Source organism: Jidongwangia harbinensis, from assembly GCF_020216025.1.
Classification (GTDB): Bacteria; Actinomycetota; Actinomycetes; order Mycobacteriales; family Micromonosporaceae; genus Actinoplanes; species Actinoplanes harbinensis.
This window is the reverse complement of sequence record NZ_JAIWNC010000047.1, coordinates 18,772-36,405: the sequence shown is the minus strand read 5'-3', so window position 1 is coordinate 36,405 and position 17,634 is coordinate 18,772. Positions and strand designations below refer to the sequence as shown.

The window sequence follows — 17,634 nt, the reverse complement described above, 5'->3', positions numbered from 1 at the left end:
GACAGCGGATACATACAGCACGTATGTTGATGGGATGGAGAAGGAGATAGCGCTGGCGGGGGGCACGGTGCGGTACCGCGACCACGGCACCGGGCCACCCGTGGTGTTCGTGCACGGACTGTTGATGCACGCGGGTCTCTGGCGCAACGTCGTACCCGGCGTGGTGGACGGCGGATTCCGCTGTCTCGTACCGGACTGGCCGTTCGGTGGGCACTCGGTCGCGGTGCCCGCGGCCGACCTCACCCCGCCCGGCCTGGCCGCGATGATCGCCGACTTCCTGGAGCGGCTGGACCTGCGCGACGTCACGGTGGTCGCCAACGACACCGGCGGCGCGATCGTGCAGATCCTGATGGCCGCCCGGCCGGAGCGCATCGGCGCCGTCGTGCTCACCCCGTCGGACAGCTTCGAGCGGTTCCCGCCGCCGGTGTTCGCCGCCCTGCCCACGCTCGCCCGGCTGCCCGGCATGGTGTGGTTGCTGGTCCAGCTCTTCCGGATCCGGGCCCTGCATCCGCTGCCGTTCGCGTTCGGGTGGGTGGCCAAACGGCGGGTGCCCGCGGACGTCGCGGACTCCTACCTCGGCCCCTCGCGGCGGGACCCGGCGATCCGGCGGGACCTGCGGCGCTTCCTGCGTACGGTGCACCGCAGGCACACCCTCGCCGCCGCCCGCGCGCTGCCCGGGTTCACCCGGCCGGTGCTGCTGGCCTGGGCGGCCGAGGACCGGATGTTCCCCCTCGACCTGGCGCACCGTCTCGCCGCCCTGCTGCCGGACGCCACCGTCGTGCCCATCGACGATTCCTACACGCTCGTGCCGGAGGACCAGCCGCAGGTGCTGACCGAACTGATCGTGGACTTCGCCCGCCGCCATGCCCCGGCGTAGCCAGCGGGAACGTTCGGACACCACCCGGGCCGCGCTGGTCGCCACCGCTCGGGAGCTGTTCGGCGATCGTGGCTACGCGCATGTGCCCGCGGACGAGGTGGTGCGCCGGGCCGGGGTGACCCGCGGGGCGATGTACCACCACTACGCGGACAAGCGGGACCTGTTCCGGGCGGTGCTGGAGGAGGTGGAATCGGAGATCACCGAGGAGATCGCGGCCGCGGTGGCGGCTGCTCCGGACCGGGCGGCCGGTCTGGTCGCCGCGGTCCGCACCATGCTCGGCATCTGCCGGCGCCCGGCGGCGGTTCGGATCGTACTGATCGACGCCCCGGCGGTGCTCGGCTGGCAGGAGTGGCGCGCGGTCGAGGAGCGGTACGGCCTCCGCCTGATCACCGGGCTGCTCGACGACGCGGCGCGCGACGGCCAGGTGGAGCCGGCGGCCGTGCCGATCCTCGCGCAGTTGGCGTTGAGTGCGGTGATCGAGGCCGCGCTCATCGTCGCGCACGCCGAGGACCGGGAGAAGGCGGTCGCCGACGCGGAGCGGGCCCTGCTGACCCTGTTGTCCGGCCTGCTGACGGGCGACCGGCGGCGGTGAACCGTCCGGCCGGGGCCGGACCCGAGATGGTCAGCGTTCGGAGTGGACGATCGCCTGGGCCACGCGGCGCAACTCGGCGGCGTCCGGGTGGAAGCCGGCCGCGATGTCCGGGTGCAGTCCGGAGCGGGTCTGGTCGAGCAGCATCGCCTGGACCTGGTCGACGGACTCCCCGGCGTACCGATGACTGATCTTGTCGGCAGCGGCCTGCAGGGCCGAGGTCAGCTGGTCCTCCAGCGGGCCGCGCAGCTTCTCCTCGACCGGGCTCATGGTCTGCGGGTCGAGTGAAATATGGGGATCCACCACGGTGGTCCTTCCGGGTAAGAGCGACGACGGCGCGCGACGGATACCCATCCGTGCGGCACGGTCAAACCGTCCGGCCGGGTGACTACTGGCGCGCGTGTCACACACTGCTGGAATGGACCTCGCGACGACTCTCTTCGTGGCCGGCCTGGCGCTGGCCGTGGCAGGTGCGGTGTGGGCGGCTCGCCGGGCCGGTTCGGACCGGCACCCGAGCGGTTACGGTTCGGGGACCGGCGACCACCGGTTGGCCGGCGGTACGACGGCCGCGGGCGGGATCGGCGCGACCGTCGACGACAACCGCGGCGGTACCTCCGACGGCGGCTCCTTCGACGGCGGAAGCTTCGGCGGCGGCGGCTTCGACGGCGGTGGCGGCGGCGGGGGTGGCGGCGGCAGCTAGGCGGCTTCGGCCAGGGGGCGGCTGCCAGGCGGCTGCGGCCAGGCGGCGGCAGCTAGCCGCCGCCGTCCCGGGCGGCCGGTCGTGCCGTCGTGGGTCAGCCCCGGCCGCGCTTGAGTTCGAAGAACGTGCCGCTGTGGGCCAGCGGCACCACCGCGTCCCAGATCGCCAGCGCCTCCGGGTGGTCCGGCACCTCGCTCAGGATCGGGCCGTGCACCGCGCGGGGCGCGCCCTCGATCCACAGCACCGGCGAGCCGATGTCCGGGCCGGCCGAGGCGAACGCCTTCTCGTGCGAGGCGCGGACCGCCTCGTCCCAGGACGGGTCGTCGAGGATCGCCTTGACGTCCTCGAGGCCGGCGGCCTCGGCCGACGCCGCCACGATGTCGTCGCTGAGCGGGACACCGGCGTCGTGGGTACGGGTGCCGAGTTCGGTGTAGAACGCCCCGGCCTCGGCATTGCGCTGATCGGCGGCCAGGGCCTCGACCAGCCGGAGCGCGCGGCTGGCGGCGGCCATCATCGAGCGGTACTCCTCGGGGGCGTTGCCGCCGCTGAGGATGGTCAGGCTGAACGCCCGCCAGTGCACGGTCACGTCGCGTTCTGCCGCCACGCCGACCAGCCACCGCGAGGTGCGCCAGGTGAACGGGCAAGCCGGATCGAAGTAATAGGTGGCCTCCATGCCCCGATCGTAGGCCGCCCGGCCCGGCGTCGCGGCCCGGAGCCGTGTTGCGGATGCGTTTCGCGTTTGTGTCGTCACCCACTGGGGCAGGAGATCAGCAGCCGCCTCTCGTGACCGGGATCACCATCGGGTCGCTTCGTGGGCGGAGAACTGCCCGTCGGCCCCGGGCGTCCCCCGCCCGCCGCCGGCGGCTGCCGGACGGAGGCTCAATGGCGATTCGGGACCGACATCCGCAACGGGGCAGCGTGCGTGCCCGGGCTCTCGCGGTCGGGGCCGCGATAGCACTGATGGCACCACTGACGGCGTGCGGATCCAGCGACGAGGGTGGCGTACCGACCCTCAACCTCTACCAGTTTCCTGTCGAAGGCATGCAGAACGTCATCGACAACTGCAACCGGGCGGCCAACGGTCGCTACATCATCGTCTACCAGGTGCTGCCCCGCGCGGCGGACGACCAGCGGGTGCAGATGGTGCGCCGGCTCGCCGCCGAGGACGACAGCATGGACATCCTCGGGCTGGACGTGACCTGGACGCAGGAGTTCGCCAGCGCGGACTGGATCCAGGAGTGGACCGGCGAGGACCGGACCGAGATCGAGAACGGCACGCTGCCCGGGCCGCTGGCCTCGGCACAGTACGAGGACCGGCTGTACGCGGCGCCGAACAACACCAACGTGCAGCTGCTCTGGTACCGCAAGGACCTGGTGTCGGAGCCGCCGAAGACGTGGGACGAGATGATCGAAGCCGCGCTGCGACTGAAGCAGGAGGGCAAGACGTACCAGGTGCTGACCATGGGTGCCCAGTACGAGGGCCTGGTCGTGCTCTTCAACAACCTGGTGGCCAGCGCCGGCGGCAACGTGGTCAGCGAGGACGGCAAGACCGCGGTGATGGACGCCGGCACGGTACGCGCGCTGGAGGTCATGCAACGCTTCGCCACCGCGGGAGTGACCAGTCCGTCGTTCACCAACCAGATCGAGGACGACGTACGGCTGGCGTTCCAGAACGGCGCGGGCGCGTTCCAGCTGAACTGGCCGTACGTCTACTCCGCGCTGCAGAGCGACGCGCCGCAGCTGGCGCCGAACGTCACCTGGGCGCGCTACCCGGCGATCGACCCGAACACGCCGAGCCGGGTCACCATCGGCGGTTCCAACATGGCGGTCAGCAAGTACAGCCGGCACTCCGACCTCTCCTTCGAGGCGGTCAAGTGCCTGCGGAACGCGGAGAACCAGAAGTACCTGGCGATCAACGCGGGCCAGCCGCCGACCATCGAGGCGGTGTACTCCGATCCGGAGATGCTCGAGGCGTACCCGATGAAGGAGACCATCCTCGAGGAGCTGAAGGACGCGGCGCCCCGGCCGCTGACGCCGGCGTACCAGAATCTGTCGACCGTGGTGGCCGCGACGCTGTCGCCGCCCGCGGACATCGACCCCGGCCAGACCGCCGCGGCTCTGAAGAAGTCGATCCAGGAGGCCATCGACTCGAAGGGGGTGCTCCCGTGAGCATTTCGTCCACCACGCCGGCCGGCGCCGCCACGACGGACGCCGAGAAGCGGGCCGGCACCGCGCCGCGGCGCCGGGGCAGGACCCCGCTCAGCGAGGGTAAGAAGCAGGAACGGAAGCTGGGCTGGCTGCTCTGCGCACCGGCGGCGCTGGTGATGGTGGCCGTGACGGCGTACCCGATCCTGTATTCGTTCTGGCTCTCCCTGCAGCGCTACGACCTGAAGTTCCCGGACGAGCGGCAGTTCGTCGGGTTGGAGAACTACGCCACCGTGCTGACCAACAGCTACTGGTGGACCGCGTTCGCCGTGACCGTGCTGATCACCGTCGTCTCCGTGGTGGTCGAGCTGGTGCTGGGCATGGGGCTGGCGCTGATCATGCACCGGACCATCGTCGGGCGCGGCCTGGTCCGCACGTCGGCGCTGATTCCGTACGGGATCGTCACGGTGGTGGCCGCCTTCAGCTGGCGGTACGCGTGGACGCCCGGCACCGGATACCTGGCCAACCTGGTGACGCCGGACGGGGCGCCGCTGACCGAACGGGCCAGCGCCCTGGCGATCATCATCCTGGCCGAGATCTGGAAGACCACGCCGTTCATGGCGCTGCTGCTGATGGCGGGCCTGGCCCTGGTGCCGGACGACCTGCTCAAGGCCGCGTCGATGGACGGCGCGAGCTGGTGGCAGCGGTTCACCAAGGTGATGCTGCCGGTGATGAAGCCGGCGATCCTGGTCGCGCTGCTGTTCCGCACCCTCGACGCGTTCCGCGTCTTCGACAACATCTACGTGTTGACCAACGGGGCCAATCAGACCTCGTCGGTGTCGATGATCGCCTACAACAACCTGATCAAGGGGCTCAACCTCGGCATCGGATCCACCATGTCGGTGCTGATCTTCCTGACCGTGGCGATCATCGCGTTCATCTTCGTGAAGCTGTTCGGCACCGCCGCGCCGGGTAGCAGCGACGACGGCGGGAGGCGCTGATGGCCACGCTCGACACCTCGAACCGGGCGAAGTTCAAGTGGGGTCTGCTGGACGCCGTCGTGGTGGTCTTCGCCCTGATCCCGGTGCTCTGGATCATGTCGTTGTCGTTCAAGACCACGGCCACGCTCACCGACGGCAACTTCATCCCGCGGGAGTGGACGCTGGACAACTACCGGACGATCTTCCAGACCGACCAGTTCGTCCGGGCCCTGGTCAACTCGATCGGCATCGCGCTGATCTCCACGCTGATCGCGGTGGTGCTCGGCACGATGGCCGCGTACGCGATCAGCCGCCTGGACTTCCCGGGCAAGTCCCTGCTGGTCGGGGTCTCCCTGCTGATCGCGATGTTCCCGCAGGTGTCGCTGGTCTCGCCGCTGTTCAACATCGAGCGGCAGATCGGGCTGTTCGACACCTGGCTGGGGCTGATCCTGCCGTACATCACGTTCGCGCTGCCGCTGGCGATCTACACGCTGTCGGCGTTCTTCAAGCAGATCCCGTGGGACCTGGAGAAGGCGGCCAAGATGGACGGCGCCACCCAGGGCGAGGCGTTCCGCAAGGTGATCGCGCCGCTGGCCGCGCCGGGCGTCTTCACCACCGCGATCCTGGTCTTCATCTTCTGCTGGAACGACTTCCTGTTCGCCATCTCGCTGACGTCCACGGAACGGTCCCGCACGGTGCCGGTGGCGCTGTCGTTCTTCACCGGGGCGTCGCAGTTCGAGGACCCGACGGGTGCGATCTCCGCGGCCGCCGTGGTCATCACGATCCCGATCATCCTCTTCGTGCTGTTCTTCCAGAAGCGCATCGTCGCGGGCCTCACGTCCGGCGCGGTCAAGGGTTAGGTGACAACAGATGGCTGACATCGTTCTCGACAAGGTGACCAAGAGCTATCCGGACGGCACCACCGCGGTGCACGGCATCGACCTGGAGATCGCCGACGGCGAGTTCATCATCCTGGTCGGCCCGTCCGGCTGCGGGAAGTCCACCACCCTCAACATGATCGCCGGGCTGGAGGACATCACGTCCGGCGAACTGCGGATCGACGGCGCCCGGGTCAACGACAAGGCGCCGAAGGACCGGGACATCGCGATGGTGTTCCAGTCGTACGCGCTGTACCCGAACATGACCGTGCGGGAGAACATGGCGTTTCCGCTGAAGCTGGCCAAACTTCCGCGCACCGAGATCGACAAGAAGGTGAACGACGCCGCGAAGGTGCTTGAGCTGACCGACTACCTGGACCGCCGGCCGGCCAACCTGTCCGGCGGGCAGCGCCAGCGCGTCGCCATGGGCCGGGCGATCGTGCGCAACCCCAAGGCGTTCCTGATGGACGAACCACTGTCCAACCTGGACGCCAAACTGCGGGTGCAGATGCGTACGCAGGTCTCCCGCCTGCAGAAGCAGCTCGGCACCACGACCGTCTACGTCACCCACGACCAGACCGAGGCGATGACGCTGGGCGACCGGGTGGTGGTCATGCGGGCCGGCCACATCCAGCAGGTCGGCGACCCGCAGACGCTGTACGACAACCCGAACAACCTGTTCGTGGCCGGGTTCATCGGCTCGCCGTCGATGAACTTCCTGCCCGCCGAGGTGGCCGAGGGCAAGCTGCGTACCGCGCTGGGTGACCTGCCGCTGGGCGACCGGATCCAGCGGATGCTCGCCGCCGGGGACGCCCCCCGGCAACTGGTGCTGGGCATCCGGCCCGAGCACTTCGAGGACGCGGCGCTTGTCGAGGACCACCACCGGGCCCGCGGCGTGGAGTTCACCGCGCCGGTGGACCTGGTGGAGTCGATGGGCTCGGACAAGTACGTGTACCTGACCGTCGAGGGGGACGCGGCGACCGCCGCCGACCTGGAGGATCTGGCCGCCGACGCGGGCGGTGCGGACCTGCCGAACCAGTCCGGGCTGGTGACCCGGTTGTCCGCGGAGTCCCGGGTACGCGAGGGCGCGGACGCCAAGATCTGGCTCAACCTCGACAAGATCCATCTGTTCGACCCGGCGGACGGCCGGAACGTGACGCTGCACGAGGGGCGCGCGGCCGGGGTGTCCGCTTCCTGAGGTGCCGCCGGTGTTCAGTGGAACACCACGGTGGTTTTCGAGCGCCTGTACCAGCGTTGGTGTACCAGTGGAGCGCTCCACTGGTACACCAACGTCGTTTCGGGCGGCTCGGCCTGGCGGCTCGGCCTGGCGGCTCGGCCTGGCGGCGTCCGATATGTGGCCTTCGGGCAGTAGATCTTGGAGGCGTGGGCAGATCTTGGAGGCGGGTGGCCCTCCTGAGGGCCGTTGCGCTCCAAGAATCGTGCACGCCTCCAAGATCTGAGCAGCAGTGGCGGCGTTGGCCTCGAGGACGAGACGGCGCTGTCGGGGCGGCCCCGTGCGCGGCGTGTGGGGGTGTGGTGGGGTCCGTGCCGGAAGTCGACACGCCCCGTCGTTGGGGGCGCGGCGTGTGGGGGTGTGGTGGGGTCCGTGCCGGAAGTCGACACGCCCCGTCGTTGGGGGCGCGCCGCGTGTGGGGTGCGGCGCCCTCCGCACCGGGAATCGCGCCGCACCCACGGACGCGCCTCGCTTGCCGCTGCTCGGCGGGGTCAGATGGCGCGGCTGCGCTGGCCGATGCCGAGTTCGCCGTACGGGTAGTCCGGCGTGTGCAGGTCGCTCGCCGCGTCCAGCGCCGCCGTCTCCTCGGCGGTCAGGTGCAGGTCCGCGGCGCGCAGGTTGACGTCGAGCTGGTCCAGCGTCCGGGCACCGAGGATGGTCGCGGTGACCGCCGGCCGGTCGGTCACCCAGGCCAGCGCCACCTCGGCCATCGACACGCCGCGGTCCTCGGCGACCCGCTGCACCGCCTCGACCACGTTCCAGGTGCGTTCGGTGTCCCGGCGCTCCCAGGCCTCCATGCCCTTCTCCGGGTTCTCGCCGAGCCGGGTGGCGCCGCTCGGCCGCTGGTCGCGGCGGTACTTGCCGGTCAGCCAGCCGCCGCCCAGCGGGCTCCACGGCAGCAGGCCCAGGCCGGCGTCCTGGGCGGCCGGGACGATCTCCCACTCGATCTGGCGGACCAGCAGGTTGTACTGCGGCTGCAGGCTGATCGGTCCGGCCAGGCCGAGTTCGCGTGCCAGGTGTACGGCCTTGGTGAGCTGCCAGCCGGTGAAGTTGGAGAAGCCGTAGTAGCGGATCTTGCCGGCCCGGACGAAGCCGTCGAGCGTGCGCAGCGTCTCGTCGAGCGGGGTCAGCGGGTCCCAGGCGTGCGCCTGGTACAGGTCGATCGCGTCGACGCCGAGCCGGGTGAGGGAGGCGTCCAGCGCGCGGGTGAGGTGGCGGGCGGACAGGCCGAGGCCGTTGGGTTCGTCGGCCATCGCGAAGCGGCCCTTGGTGGCCAGGACCACGCGGGCGGTCACGTCGGCGGGCCGGGACGCGTACCAGTGTCCGATGATCCGCTCGGACTCGCCGGCGGAGTACACGTCGGCGGTGTCCACGAACGTGCCGCCGGCCTCGACGAAGCGGTCGAGTTGGGCGTGTGCCGTCTGTTCGTCGGACTCGCGCCCGAAGGTCATGGTGCCGAGACAGAGTGCGGACACGGCGCAGCCGCTGCGCCCGAGGGTGCGATATTCCATGCTGCCAACCTATGCCGGGCCGGCGGGCGCCGCCCGGTTCAGCAGAACCCGGCCGAGGATCGCGGTCACCACGCCGCCGAGCACCACCGCGAGCAGGCCGACCCGCAGGCTGCTGAGGTCGGCGAGCAGGCCGATCAGCGGCGGCGACACCAGGAACCCGATGCGCAGCAGCCAGGACACCACGGTCAGGCCGACGCCGGGCGGGAGGCCGGGCAGTTCGTCGGCGGTGTGCATGGCGGCCGGCACGAGGGTGGCGGCGCCGAGGCCGGCGAGCGCGAAGCCGGCCAGGGTGGTGCCGACGGTGGGCCACGCCAGGGCGCCGCCGAGGCCGGCCGCGGTGAGCAGTCCGCCGGTGCGGACCACGGTGCGCTGGCCGAAGCGGTTGACCACCCGGTCGCCGAGTAGCCGGCCGAGGGTCATCGCGGCCTGCAGGGCGACGAACGCCAGGCCGGCGGTGGCGGCGCCGGTGTGCAGGTTGTCGCGCAGGTAGATGGCGCCCCAGGAGGCGCCGGCGTCCTCCACCAGTGCGCCGCAGGCGGCGAGCAGGCCGAGCGCGGCGAGCATCCGGACCGCGGTGCCGGTGAGGCGACGTGCCGGTGACGGTCCGGTGGTGCTCGCCGCGGGGCGTTCGCGGTCGTCCGGGCCGGGCAGCGTGTACCGGTACGCCACCAGGACGATCACGCTGATCAGCGCGCCGGCCACGCCGAGGTGCAGGGCCAGCGGTATCCGGAGCCCGGCGGCGGCGGATCCCATCACGCCGCCGGCGACGCAGCCGACGCTCCACAGGCCGTGGAACGAGTTGACGATCGAGCGACCGTAGATCCTCTGCACCCGCAGGCCGTGTGCGTTCTGCGCGACGTCCACCACCGAGTCGACCGCGCTGGCGACGAAGAGCACGCCGGCCAGGACCAGCCCGTTGGGGGCGAGCGCGAGGAGCGTGAACGCCGGCGCGAGCAGCACCATGCCGAACGCCGCGACCCGGGCCGACCGGAGCCGGCGGATCACGCCGGCCGCGAAGAACCCGGCCAGCACGGCGCCCACGGTGCCGGCCGCCAGGGCGGTGCCGAGCGCGGTGTTGCTCAGCTCCAGGCCGGTCTTGAACTCGGGGATGCGCGGTACGACGTTGGCGAACATGGCGCCGTTGGTGAGGAACAGGGCGGCCACCGCGACCCGGGCGCGGCGGACCGTGAGGGTCGCAGGCATGACACCGTGACTTAAACGTGTCAGCGAGGTGCTGTCAAGCCGCGACACAGGGTGGCCGGTGATCCGGGCGGGGGCTCTCGACCCGCCCGGATCACCGGCACACCTATCCGCTACCCGATGTGGGACGGACTAACCACATCGATGAGCAAAGCTGTGACAAGTTCTTCGAGGACGGCCGTCCCGTCCCGGCTGAGCACCGACTCCGGATGGAACTGCACGCCGGCGAAGGAGGGCCCGCGCAACCCGTGCAAACTGCCGTCGGACTCGTCGCCGGCGATCTCCACCGGGCCGTACGGGGTGTCCAGGGTGGTGCCGGAACCCAGCGCGGTGAAACTGGAGTAGAAGCCCACCCGCCGGGTGGTGCCGAACAGATCGATGTCGCGGGCGACCCCCTGGTACGGCGCCTCCCGCCGGTGCAGCGGCAGGCCCAGCGCGCCGGCCAGCATCTGCTGTCCCAGGCACACGCCGAGCGTCGGCCGGCCGCCGGCGAGCAGACCGGACAGCAGGCCGCGGAGGAAGGTCATCTTCGGGTCCGTCGTGGACCGGGGATCGCCCGGGCCGGGGCCCACCACGACGAGATCCGCGGTGAGCGGCCCGGTCGCGTTCCACGGCACCACCGACACGGTCAGGCCGAGAGCCCGCAACTGGTGTGCCAGCATCGCGGTGAACGTGTCCTCGTTGTCCACGATCACCGCGCGGTGCCCGGCGAGGTGGGTCGAGGCGGGCCGGCGCTCGTCGAGCCAGAACCGGGCCAGGCCGACGTTGCGGGCGGCGAGCGCGGCCTGCACCTCGGGCGTGTCGACGGCGGGCGGCGTACCCCCGGAGGCCGGTGCGGATCGCAGGCCCAGCGCGGCCAGGATCCCGGCGGCCTTGGTGTGGGTCTCGGCGACCTCGCCGGCCGCGGTGGAGTGCCGGACCAGGGTGGCGCCGACCGGCACCCGCAGGGTGCCGGCCGGGGAGATCTCCGCGGTCCGGATCAGGATCGGCGCGTCCAGCGTCTGCCGGCCCTGGTCGTCGTGGCCGAGCAGCGCGAGTACGCCCCCGTAGTAACCGCGCCCGCGGCGTTCGTGGCGGGCGATCACCCGGCAGGCGTTCTCGATCGGGCTGCCGGTCACGGTCGGCGCGAACATGGTCTCCCGGAGCACGTCCCGGACGTCCATCGAGCCCCGCCCGGCGAGCAGGTACTCGGTGTGGGTGAGCCGGCTCATCTGCTTCAGGTACGGCCCGACCACCTGCCCGCCGTGCTCGGCGACCGCGGCCATCATCTTCAGTTCCTCGTCCAGCACCATGTAGAGCTCCTCGGTCTCCTTGGCGTCGGCGAGGAACTCCAGCAGCGAGCCGGAACCGTGCCGGAACGTCCCGCTGATCGGGTTCATCATGGTGAGGCCGTCGGCGACGCTGACGTGCCGCTCCGGGGACGCACCGACCAGCGTGCGGGTGCCGGTGTGCACCAGGAACGTCCAGTACGCGCCCTGCTCGCGGGTGAGCAACCGGTGGAACGCGGCCCTCGCGGCGGTGAGCGGGTCACCGGTGACGGAGGCGGTGAAGACGCGGTGGATGACGAAGTTGGCGCCCTCGCCGCGGCCGATCTCGTCGCGCAGCACGTCTCCGACGACGGTGCCGTACTCCGCGTCGGAGATGTCGAACGCGCCGCCGCTCACCTCGAACGGATGGTCGCCGAACGCGTCCAGCGGGGCGGTCTCGGCCGAGGTGATCCGCAGGCATTCCAGCGGCGCGCCGTCGTCCACGCAGTCGAAGCCGCGTTCGGTGATCTGGCGGTAGGGGATCACGGCCAGGGTCTGGCCGCCGGTATCCAGCGGGATGTCGGCGAGCGTGTCGACGGTGACCAGGTCTCCGGTGAGCACCTCGACGTGATCGGCGCCGTCGCGGTGCAGCAGGGCGAACGGTGGCATGGGTCCTCTTTCCTCGAGCGGCGCCGCCGAGGCCGGACCATGCGAAAACGGCCGCCTCGGGGAGGCGGCCGCGGTGTGCTGACGTTACGCGCGGGTGGGTGTGGCCGCCGGTGAGGCGGGCCACCACTGGTTCCGGTGCGCGTGCATGGCGGGAGTTTACGGCCGGCGTGCCGGCCGCGCCAGCCCCGGCCCGATGCCAGTGATCTGCCGCGCCGGACCGGAATGTCCAGATAATGTGCTATTCAGTGGCTGCAGCTACGAACCGAGCGTAGGGGGAAGCCGTGACGGTGGTGCTGGTCGCCGACGACGACGCCGACATCCGTGATCTGGTGGCCTTCAAGCTGGAACAGGCCGGTTTCGAGGTGATCGCGGTCGGCGACGGGCCGGCCGCGGTGGAACAGGCCGCGCTGCGCCATCCGGCGCTCGCCGTGCTGGACGTGTCCATGCCCGGGCTGTCCGGCATCGACGTCTGCCGGATCCTGCGCGGAGAGCCGGCCACCGCGGACATGCTGATCATCATGCTCACCGCGCGGGTGCAGGAACAGGACGTCGAAGGCGGGTTCAGCGCCGGCGCCGACGACTACGTGACCAAACCGTTCAGCCCGCGTGAACTGGTCTCCCGGATACAGGCGCTGCTGAGCCGGACCCGCGCCTGATCGCGTCCGATGCAACGTGACCGGTCCGTCGGGCATCTGCTGACCAGAGCGTTTGCCGCGCTGGTCCTGCTGATCGTCGGCGCGGGCCTGGCCGAGATGACCACCGTGCTGATCCAGCACCGGGTGGTCGACCAGCTGTCCAACCACGTGCAGCCGCTGCAACTGGCCAACGCGCACCTGCGCGGGGTGCTCGCGGACGGCCAGCGCGGGGTGCGCGGCTACCTGCTGACCGGCGACAGCGCGCAGCTCGACACGTACCACGTCGCCCGGGCCGACTACACGGTGGCGGTGATCGAGCTGCGCCGGCTGGCCACCAGCGAGGAACGGCAGGCGGTGGACGGCCAGGTGGCGCGGGCCGACATCTGGTGGACCCACGCCGAGGTGCAGCGCCAGGCGGCACCGCGCAGCGACGCCGCGATCCGGTACGTCGCCGCCGGCCGCCCGCTGTTCCAGGACTTCCTGACCGCGAACGACCAGTTCGACGACCGCCTGCAGGCCCGGGCCGACCGCCTGCAGGAGCGCAGCGCCTCGCTGAGCCGGTTCACCATGGTGACGCTGGCCGTGGTGACGCTGCTGGCCGCGGCGCTGGCGGCGACCACGGCCGCCCGGACCACCCGGCGGATCACCGGACCGCTGGGTCAGCTGGTCGCCGTGCTGGACCGGATGCGGGCCGGCGAGCACGAGGCCCGCGCCGACCCCGAGGACGGCCCGGCGGAGATCCGCGCGGTGGCGGACGCGGTCAACACCCAGGCCGACGAGAGCGCCCGGGTCCGCCACGCCGAACAGCGGACCGCCCGGCTGCGGGACGAGGCCCGCCGGCTCGGTTACCGGATCCGGGCGCACCTGGCCGTGGACGACGCGATCCGGGAGGCGATCGACGGCCTGGCCGGCACGCTCGACGCGGACCACGTGCTGGTCCGGATGGCGCCCGCGGAGACCGAGGTGCCGCCGGCCGCCAGCCTGCGTGACGAGCACGACGGCGGCCCGCTGACCGAGCTGGCCGGCTGCGATCTCGGCTGGCTGCGCAGCGGCGACGTCTGGTACACCGACGACCCGGCACCGGCCGGCGACGCCCGCCCGCCGGAGATCGAACTGCGCGCCGGCAACCCCACCGGCCACGGGCACGTCCTCACGGTCGCGGTGAGCGCGGGCAGCGATCTGATCGGGGCGCTCACCCTGATCCGGGACAACGGCCCGGCGTGGACGCCGGTCGACGTCCGGCTCGCCGAGTCGGTCGCCGCCGACCTGGGGCGCGGCGTCCACTACGCCCGGCTGTACGAGCAGGAGCAGCACCTGGTGGCCCGGTTGCAGGAGCTGGACACCGTCAAGACCGATCTGATGTCCACCGTCTCGCACGAGCTGCGGACGCCGCTGACCAGCATCGCCGGCTACCTGGAACTGCTGCAGGACGCGGAGGCCGGTGACCTGACCGATGCGCAGCGGCGGATGCTGGAGGTGATCAGCCGCAACACCCGCCGTCTCCGGGAACTGATCGAGGACCTGCTCACCCTGTCCCGGATCGAGTCCGGCGGATTCCGTACCTCGACGCGCGACGTCGAGGTGGGCGCGGTGGTCGACGGCGCGCTGGCCGCGATCTCACCGGTGGCGGCCAAGGCGTCGGTCGGGTTGTACACCGAGGTGCAGCGCCCGCTCGGGCTGCAGGCCGATCCGGACCAGCTGGACCGGGTACTGATGAACCTGCTCACCAACGCGGTGAAGTTCACCCCGCCGGAGGGCACGGTCACGGTTACCGCCCGCCGGGAGGAGGACGAGGTGGTGATCGCGGTCGCGGACACCGGCATGGGTGTTCCGGACGCCGAGCAGCCGGGGCTGTTCGGCCGGTTCTTCCGGGCCACCAACGCGATCCACCAGGCGATCCCGGGCACCGGTCTGGGTCTGGCCATCGTCGCCGCGATCGTGGAGAACCACGGCGGCTCGGTCGGGGTGCGGTCCGCCGAGAACGTCGGCACCACCGTCACCGTCCGCCTGCCGGTGCGCACCGATTGACCGGCCCGCCGGCCGCCGCCTACTGCCGGTAGGTGGAGAGGAACCGGGCCAGCCGGTCGGTCGCGTCGTCCAGGACGTCGACCGGCGCCAGGAACACCATGCGCAGGTGATCGGTGGTGGGCAGGTTGAACCCGGTGCCGTGGGACAGCAGCATCAACTGCTGTTCGAGCAGGTCGACGATCATCTTCTGGTCGTCGCGGATCTTGTGCACCTCGGGGTCGAGCCGGGCGAACAGGTACAGCGCGCCGCGCGGCTTGACGCAGTCCACCCCCGGGATGGCGGTCAGCTTGCGCCAGGCATGGTCGCGCTGTTCGTAGAGGCGTCCGCCGGGCCGGATCAGCTCGTTGATGCTCTGGTAGCCGCCCAGCGCGGTCTGCACCGCGTGCTGCGCCGGCACGTTCGGGCAGAGCCGCATGTTGGCGAGCAGCTGCAGCCCTTCCAGGTATTCCTCGGCCAGGTTCCGCGGGCCGGACACGGCCAGCCAGCCGGAACGGAACCCGGCCGCCCGGTACGTCTTCGACAGCCCGCCCATGGTCAGCACCAGCAGGTCCGGGGCGAGCGCCGCCGTGCACTCGTGCCGGGCGTCGTCGTACAGGATCTTGTCGTAGATCTCGTCGGCCAGCACCAGCAGGTCGTGGCGGCGGGCGATGTCGAGCAGGCCGAGCAGCGTCTCGCGGGAGTACACCGCGCCGGTCGGATTGTTCGGATTGATGATCACCAGCGCCCGGGTGTTCGGCGTGATCTGCGCGGCGACGTGCTCCAGGTCCGGTTCCCAGCCCTGCTCCGACAGGCAGCGGTAGTGCACCGCGCGGCCTCCGCAGAGCGTCACCGCGCCGGTCCACAGCGGGTAGTCCGGGCTCGGCACCAGGACCTCGTCGCCGGTGTTCAGCAGCGCCTGCAGCGACATCACGATCAGCTCGGAGACGCCGTTGCCGAGCAGCACGTCGTCCGGCTGCACGTCGCGTACGCCGAGCGTCTGGTAATACTGCGCGACCGCGACCCGGGCCGAGTAGATCCCCCGGGCGTCGCTGTAGCCCTGCGCGTCGCCCAGGTTGTGCACCACGTCCGCCATGATCGGCTCCGGGGCGTTGAGCCCCCACGGCGCCGGGTTGCCCAGGTTGAGCTTGAGGATCCGGTGGCCGGCGCTCTCCAGCTCCTGTGCGCGGCGCAGCACCGGCCCGCGGATGTCGTACCGGACGTTCCTGAGCCTGCTCGCCTGACCCACCATCACGCCAGCTTAGAACGCGCTCAACGCAGGCAGTGCGTCCGGGACCGTCACGCCGGTGGCCGAGACGGTGAACGCGAAGACGCTGCCGCCGCCCGGGTTCGCGGTCACGCCGATCTCGCCGCCGTGCATGTCCACGATCCGGCGGCACACCGCCAGCCCCAGCCCGGTGCCCGGATAGCCGTCGGCGGCGGGCGCGCGGTGGAACGGCGCGAAGATGCGAGCGCGGTGCTCCTCGGGTACGCCGATGCCGCGGTCGGCTACCTCGATCCGCCACCATCCGGGGCCGGCCTCGGCGGCGCTGATCCGTACCCGGGCGGCGGTGTCGTGCCGCACGAAGCGCACCGCGTTGTCCACCAGGTGTTCCAGCACCTGGCGCAGCAGCGCCGCGTCCGCGGTGACCACCGGCAGCTCGCCGACGTCGATGCTGGGCCGGGTGCCGGTGTGGGTGTCCAGGTGGGCGGCGACGACCTCCAGGGTCAGCCGCTCGGTGTCGACCGGTTCCGGCCGCAGCGCCTGGTCCATGGTGTCGGTGTACGCGCGCAGTTCGTCGACCACCCGCAGCATCCGGGTGGTGCTCTGCTCGATGCGGTCCAGGAACCCGTGTGACGCCTCGCCCAGCCCGGGCGTCTCGTCGCGGAGCAGTTCGGTGAAGCCGGCGATGGCGTGCAGCGGGGCGTGCAGGCTCTCCGCGGCGGTCGTGGCGAGCCCGGTGAGTTCCGCCTCCCGGTCCCGGGCGGCCTGCTCGGCCTGCTCGGCGCGGCGCTCGGCGGCGGTGCGCCCGGCACGGTCGGCCCGGGCGCGGGCCGCGGCGGCCCGGTGCGCGGCCGTGACGACCAGGACGATCAGTGCGGCGAGCGTGCTGACCGCGGCGGCGGCCAGCATGGTCAGCGGGGCGGTGGCCGGGCCGGCGCCGTCCGACGGGGTGGTGGCGTGCACGGTGACCTGCCAGGACTGGCCCGCGACACCGAGGTCGGCGGTGATCGCGGCGGCCCGGGCCGGGGGACCGTCGGACCAGTGGGCGACCTGGCCGGCGCCGGCGGCGGTCAGGGCGACCGAGACGCCGGAGACGCCGGCGCCGTGCAGCGCCGCGTCCAGCAGGTCGCGGGCGCGGATGCTGACCACGACCCACCCGGCCCGCGGGCCGGGTTGCGGTGCGGCCAGCTCGAACGCCGGTTGGCGGCGGGCCGGTGGCAGCGGGAGGTCGGCGAGCAGCAGGTGCGGCGGACCGGCGACCAGGCGGCCGCTGGCGCGGGCCTGGTCCAGGGCGCGGAGCAGGTCCGGTCCGGGGCGCAGCCGCGGCTGGTCGGGCGGGGTGGTGCCGTCGAGGACCCGGCGGTGGTGCACCGCGCGGTCGGCGCCGATGATCAGCAGTTGGTACGCGCCGGGCAACCGGTCGGCGGCCACCGCGGCGACGGCGGTGGCGGGGTCCGGTCCGGTGGCGGTGCGGGCCGCGAGGTCGTGCATCGTGTCGGCGTACCGCTGCATCGTGGTGGTCAGCGCGGCGTGCACGGCGCCGGAGCGCCGGGCCAGGTCGGCGGCCTGGGCGCGGTCCTCGGCGAGCGCGACGCCGCCGGTGGCGACGCCGCCGGCGGTCAGCCCGAGCATCAGGACCGCGAGTGCCAGGGCCGCTCCGCGCCGACCGGGCACGCGCATCACCCCGCTGATATCCACGGTGCCTCTATCGGACCCGGGGCATGCGGCTTGAGCAGCACC

16 protein-coding genes are annotated in these 17,634 nt (G+C 71.9%); 9 read left to right on the top strand and 7 right to left on the bottom strand.

All coding sequences use genetic code 11. From position 1 onward, the window contains the following. Positions 1–34: 34 nt before the first annotated feature. A complete protein-coding gene (locus LDL48_RS37645) occupies positions 35–877 on the top strand; it encodes an alpha/beta fold hydrolase (protein WP_225259944.1) in 843 nt (280 codons plus the stop codon). Further along, entirely contained in the window at positions 864–1,469 is a 606-nt protein-coding gene (locus LDL48_RS37640) for a TetR family C-terminal domain-containing protein (RefSeq protein WP_225259943.1), read from the top strand. The genes LDL48_RS37645 and LDL48_RS37640 overlap by 14 nt, the downstream gene beginning before the upstream one ends. A gap of 30 nt (positions 1,470–1,499) precedes the next feature. On the opposite strand, the gene LDL48_RS37635 is transcribed toward LDL48_RS37640, so the two are convergent. Beyond that, entirely contained in the window at positions 1,500–1,772 is a 273-nt protein-coding gene (locus LDL48_RS37635; RefSeq protein ID WP_225259942.1) for a hypothetical protein, read from the bottom strand. Between the two features lie 112 nt (positions 1,773–1,884). On the opposite strand from LDL48_RS37635, the gene LDL48_RS37630 reads away from it, so the two are divergent. After that, positions 1,885–2,166, top strand: a complete 282-nt coding sequence (locus tag LDL48_RS37630; RefSeq protein WP_225259941.1) for a hypothetical protein — start codon at positions 1,885–1,887, stop codon at positions 2,164–2,166. A 94-nt stretch (positions 2,167–2,260) separates the two neighbouring features. Here the strand turns inward: LDL48_RS37630 and LDL48_RS37625 are convergent, their stop codons facing one another. Then, positions 2,261–2,839 carry a mycothiol-dependent nitroreductase Rv2466c family protein gene (locus LDL48_RS37625; RefSeq protein WP_225259940.1) on the bottom strand — a complete coding sequence of 193 codons (579 nt, stop codon included), beginning with the start codon at positions 2,837–2,839 and terminating at the stop codon, positions 2,261–2,263. A 287-nt stretch (positions 2,840–3,126) separates the two neighbouring features. Between LDL48_RS37625 and LDL48_RS37620 the strand changes: the two genes are divergently transcribed. The 4 genes from LDL48_RS37620 to LDL48_RS37605 are packed head-to-tail and all read left to right on the top strand — an operon-like array spanning position 3,127 to position 7,367. Further along, complete coding sequence (locus LDL48_RS37620) at positions 3,127–4,335, top strand: ABC transporter substrate-binding protein (protein WP_225259939.1); 1,209 nt, start codon at positions 3,127–3,129, stop codon at positions 4,333–4,335. Further along, positions 4,332–5,312: a carbohydrate ABC transporter permease gene (locus LDL48_RS37615; protein ID WP_225259938.1), complete on the top strand. Its 981-nt coding sequence runs from the start codon at positions 4,332–4,334 to the stop codon at positions 5,310–5,312. Before LDL48_RS37620 ends, LDL48_RS37615 begins: the two co-directional genes overlap by 4 nt. After that, the gene (locus LDL48_RS37610; RefSeq protein WP_225259937.1) at positions 5,312–6,151 is read left to right on the top strand and encodes a carbohydrate ABC transporter permease; all 840 of its coding nucleotides are present in this window, start codon (positions 5,312–5,314) and stop codon (positions 6,149–6,151) included. Before LDL48_RS37615 ends, LDL48_RS37610 begins: the two co-directional genes overlap by 1 nt. A gap of 10 nt (positions 6,152–6,161) precedes the next feature. Next, positions 6,162–7,367 carry an ABC transporter ATP-binding protein gene (locus tag LDL48_RS37605; protein WP_225259936.1) on the top strand — a complete coding sequence of 402 codons (1,206 nt, stop codon included), beginning with the start codon at positions 6,162–6,164 and terminating at the stop codon, positions 7,365–7,367. 527 nt (positions 7,368–7,894) lie between these two features. On the opposite strand, the gene LDL48_RS37600 is transcribed toward LDL48_RS37605, so the two are convergent. The 3 genes from LDL48_RS37600 to LDL48_RS37590 form a co-directional block, all read right to left on the bottom strand. Then, positions 7,895–8,914, bottom strand: a complete 1,020-nt coding sequence (locus LDL48_RS37600; protein WP_225259935.1) for an aldo/keto reductase — start codon at positions 8,912–8,914, stop codon at positions 7,895–7,897. Between the two features lie 9 nt (positions 8,915–8,923). Then, the gene (locus LDL48_RS37595; RefSeq protein WP_225259934.1) at positions 8,924–10,117 is read right to left on the bottom strand and encodes an MFS transporter; all 1,194 of its coding nucleotides are present in this window, start codon (positions 10,115–10,117) and stop codon (positions 8,924–8,926) included. Between the two features lie 110 nt (positions 10,118–10,227). After that, on the bottom strand, positions 10,228–12,030 hold the full coding sequence (locus LDL48_RS37590; protein ID WP_225259933.1) for an anthranilate synthase family protein: 1,803 nt from the start codon (positions 12,028–12,030) through the stop codon (positions 10,228–10,230). Positions 12,031–12,311: 281 nt separating this feature from the next. Here LDL48_RS37590 and LDL48_RS37585 point away from each other — a divergent pair, with 281 nt between their 5' ends. Continuing rightward, complete coding sequence (locus tag LDL48_RS37585; RefSeq protein ID WP_225259932.1) at positions 12,312–12,686, top strand: response regulator transcription factor; 375 nt, start codon at positions 12,312–12,314, stop codon at positions 12,684–12,686. Positions 12,687–12,695: 9 nt separating this feature from the next. Beyond that, positions 12,696–14,693 (top strand): ATP-binding protein, encoded by a 1,998-nt coding sequence (locus LDL48_RS37580; RefSeq protein WP_225259931.1) that lies wholly within the window; start codon positions 12,696–12,698, stop codon positions 14,691–14,693. A 19-nt stretch (positions 14,694–14,712) separates the two neighbouring features. On the opposite strand, the gene LDL48_RS37575 is transcribed toward LDL48_RS37580, so the two are convergent. Both LDL48_RS37575 and LDL48_RS37570 read right to left on the bottom strand, forming a co-directional pair. Beyond that, entirely contained in the window at positions 14,713–15,921 is a 1,209-nt protein-coding gene (locus LDL48_RS37575; protein WP_225259930.1) for a pyridoxal phosphate-dependent aminotransferase, read from the bottom strand. 9 nt (positions 15,922–15,930) lie between these two features. Further along, positions 15,931–17,574 carry a sensor histidine kinase gene (locus LDL48_RS37570; protein ID WP_225259929.1) on the bottom strand — a complete coding sequence of 548 codons (1,644 nt, stop codon included), beginning with the start codon at positions 17,572–17,574 and terminating at the stop codon, positions 15,931–15,933. Positions 17,575–17,634: the final 60 nt, after the last annotated feature.

Coding starts and splice junctions, on each gene's coding strand:
- LDL48_RS37645 (WP_225259944.1), top strand. CDS start 35: ATGGAGAAGGAGATAGCGCTGGCGGGGGGCACGGTGCGGTACCGCGAC.
- LDL48_RS37640 (WP_225259943.1), top strand. CDS start 864: ATGCCCCGGCGTAGCCAGCGGGAACGTTCGGACACCACCCGGGCCGCG.
- LDL48_RS37630 (WP_225259941.1), top strand. CDS start 1,885: ATGGACCTCGCGACGACTCTCTTCGTGGCCGGCCTGGCGCTGGCCGTG.
- LDL48_RS37625 (WP_225259940.1), bottom strand. CDS start 2,839: ATGGAGGCCACCTATTACTTCGATCCGGCTTGCCCGTTCACCTGGCGC.
- LDL48_RS37620 (WP_225259939.1), top strand. CDS start 3,127: ATGGCACCACTGACGGCGTGCGGATCCAGCGACGAGGGTGGCGTACCG.
- LDL48_RS37610 (WP_225259937.1), top strand. CDS start 5,312: ATGGCCACGCTCGACACCTCGAACCGGGCGAAGTTCAAGTGGGGTCTG.
- LDL48_RS37605 (WP_225259936.1), top strand. CDS start 6,162: ATGGCTGACATCGTTCTCGACAAGGTGACCAAGAGCTATCCGGACGGC.
- LDL48_RS37600 (WP_225259935.1), bottom strand. CDS start 8,914: ATGGAATATCGCACCCTCGGGCGCAGCGGCTGCGCCGTGTCCGCACTC.
- LDL48_RS37595 (WP_225259934.1), bottom strand. CDS start 10,117: ATGCCTGCGACCCTCACGGTCCGCCGCGCCCGGGTCGCGGTGGCCGCC.
- LDL48_RS37590 (WP_225259933.1), bottom strand. CDS start 12,030: ATGCCACCGTTCGCCCTGCTGCACCGCGACGGCGCCGATCACGTCGAG.
- LDL48_RS37580 (WP_225259931.1), top strand. CDS start 12,696: ATGCAACGTGACCGGTCCGTCGGGCATCTGCTGACCAGAGCGTTTGCC.
- LDL48_RS37575 (WP_225259930.1), bottom strand. CDS start 15,921: ATGGTGGGTCAGGCGAGCAGGCTCAGGAACGTCCGGTACGACATCCGC.
- LDL48_RS37570 (WP_225259929.1), bottom strand. CDS start 17,574: ATGCGCGTGCCCGGTCGGCGCGGAGCGGCCCTGGCACTCGCGGTCCTG.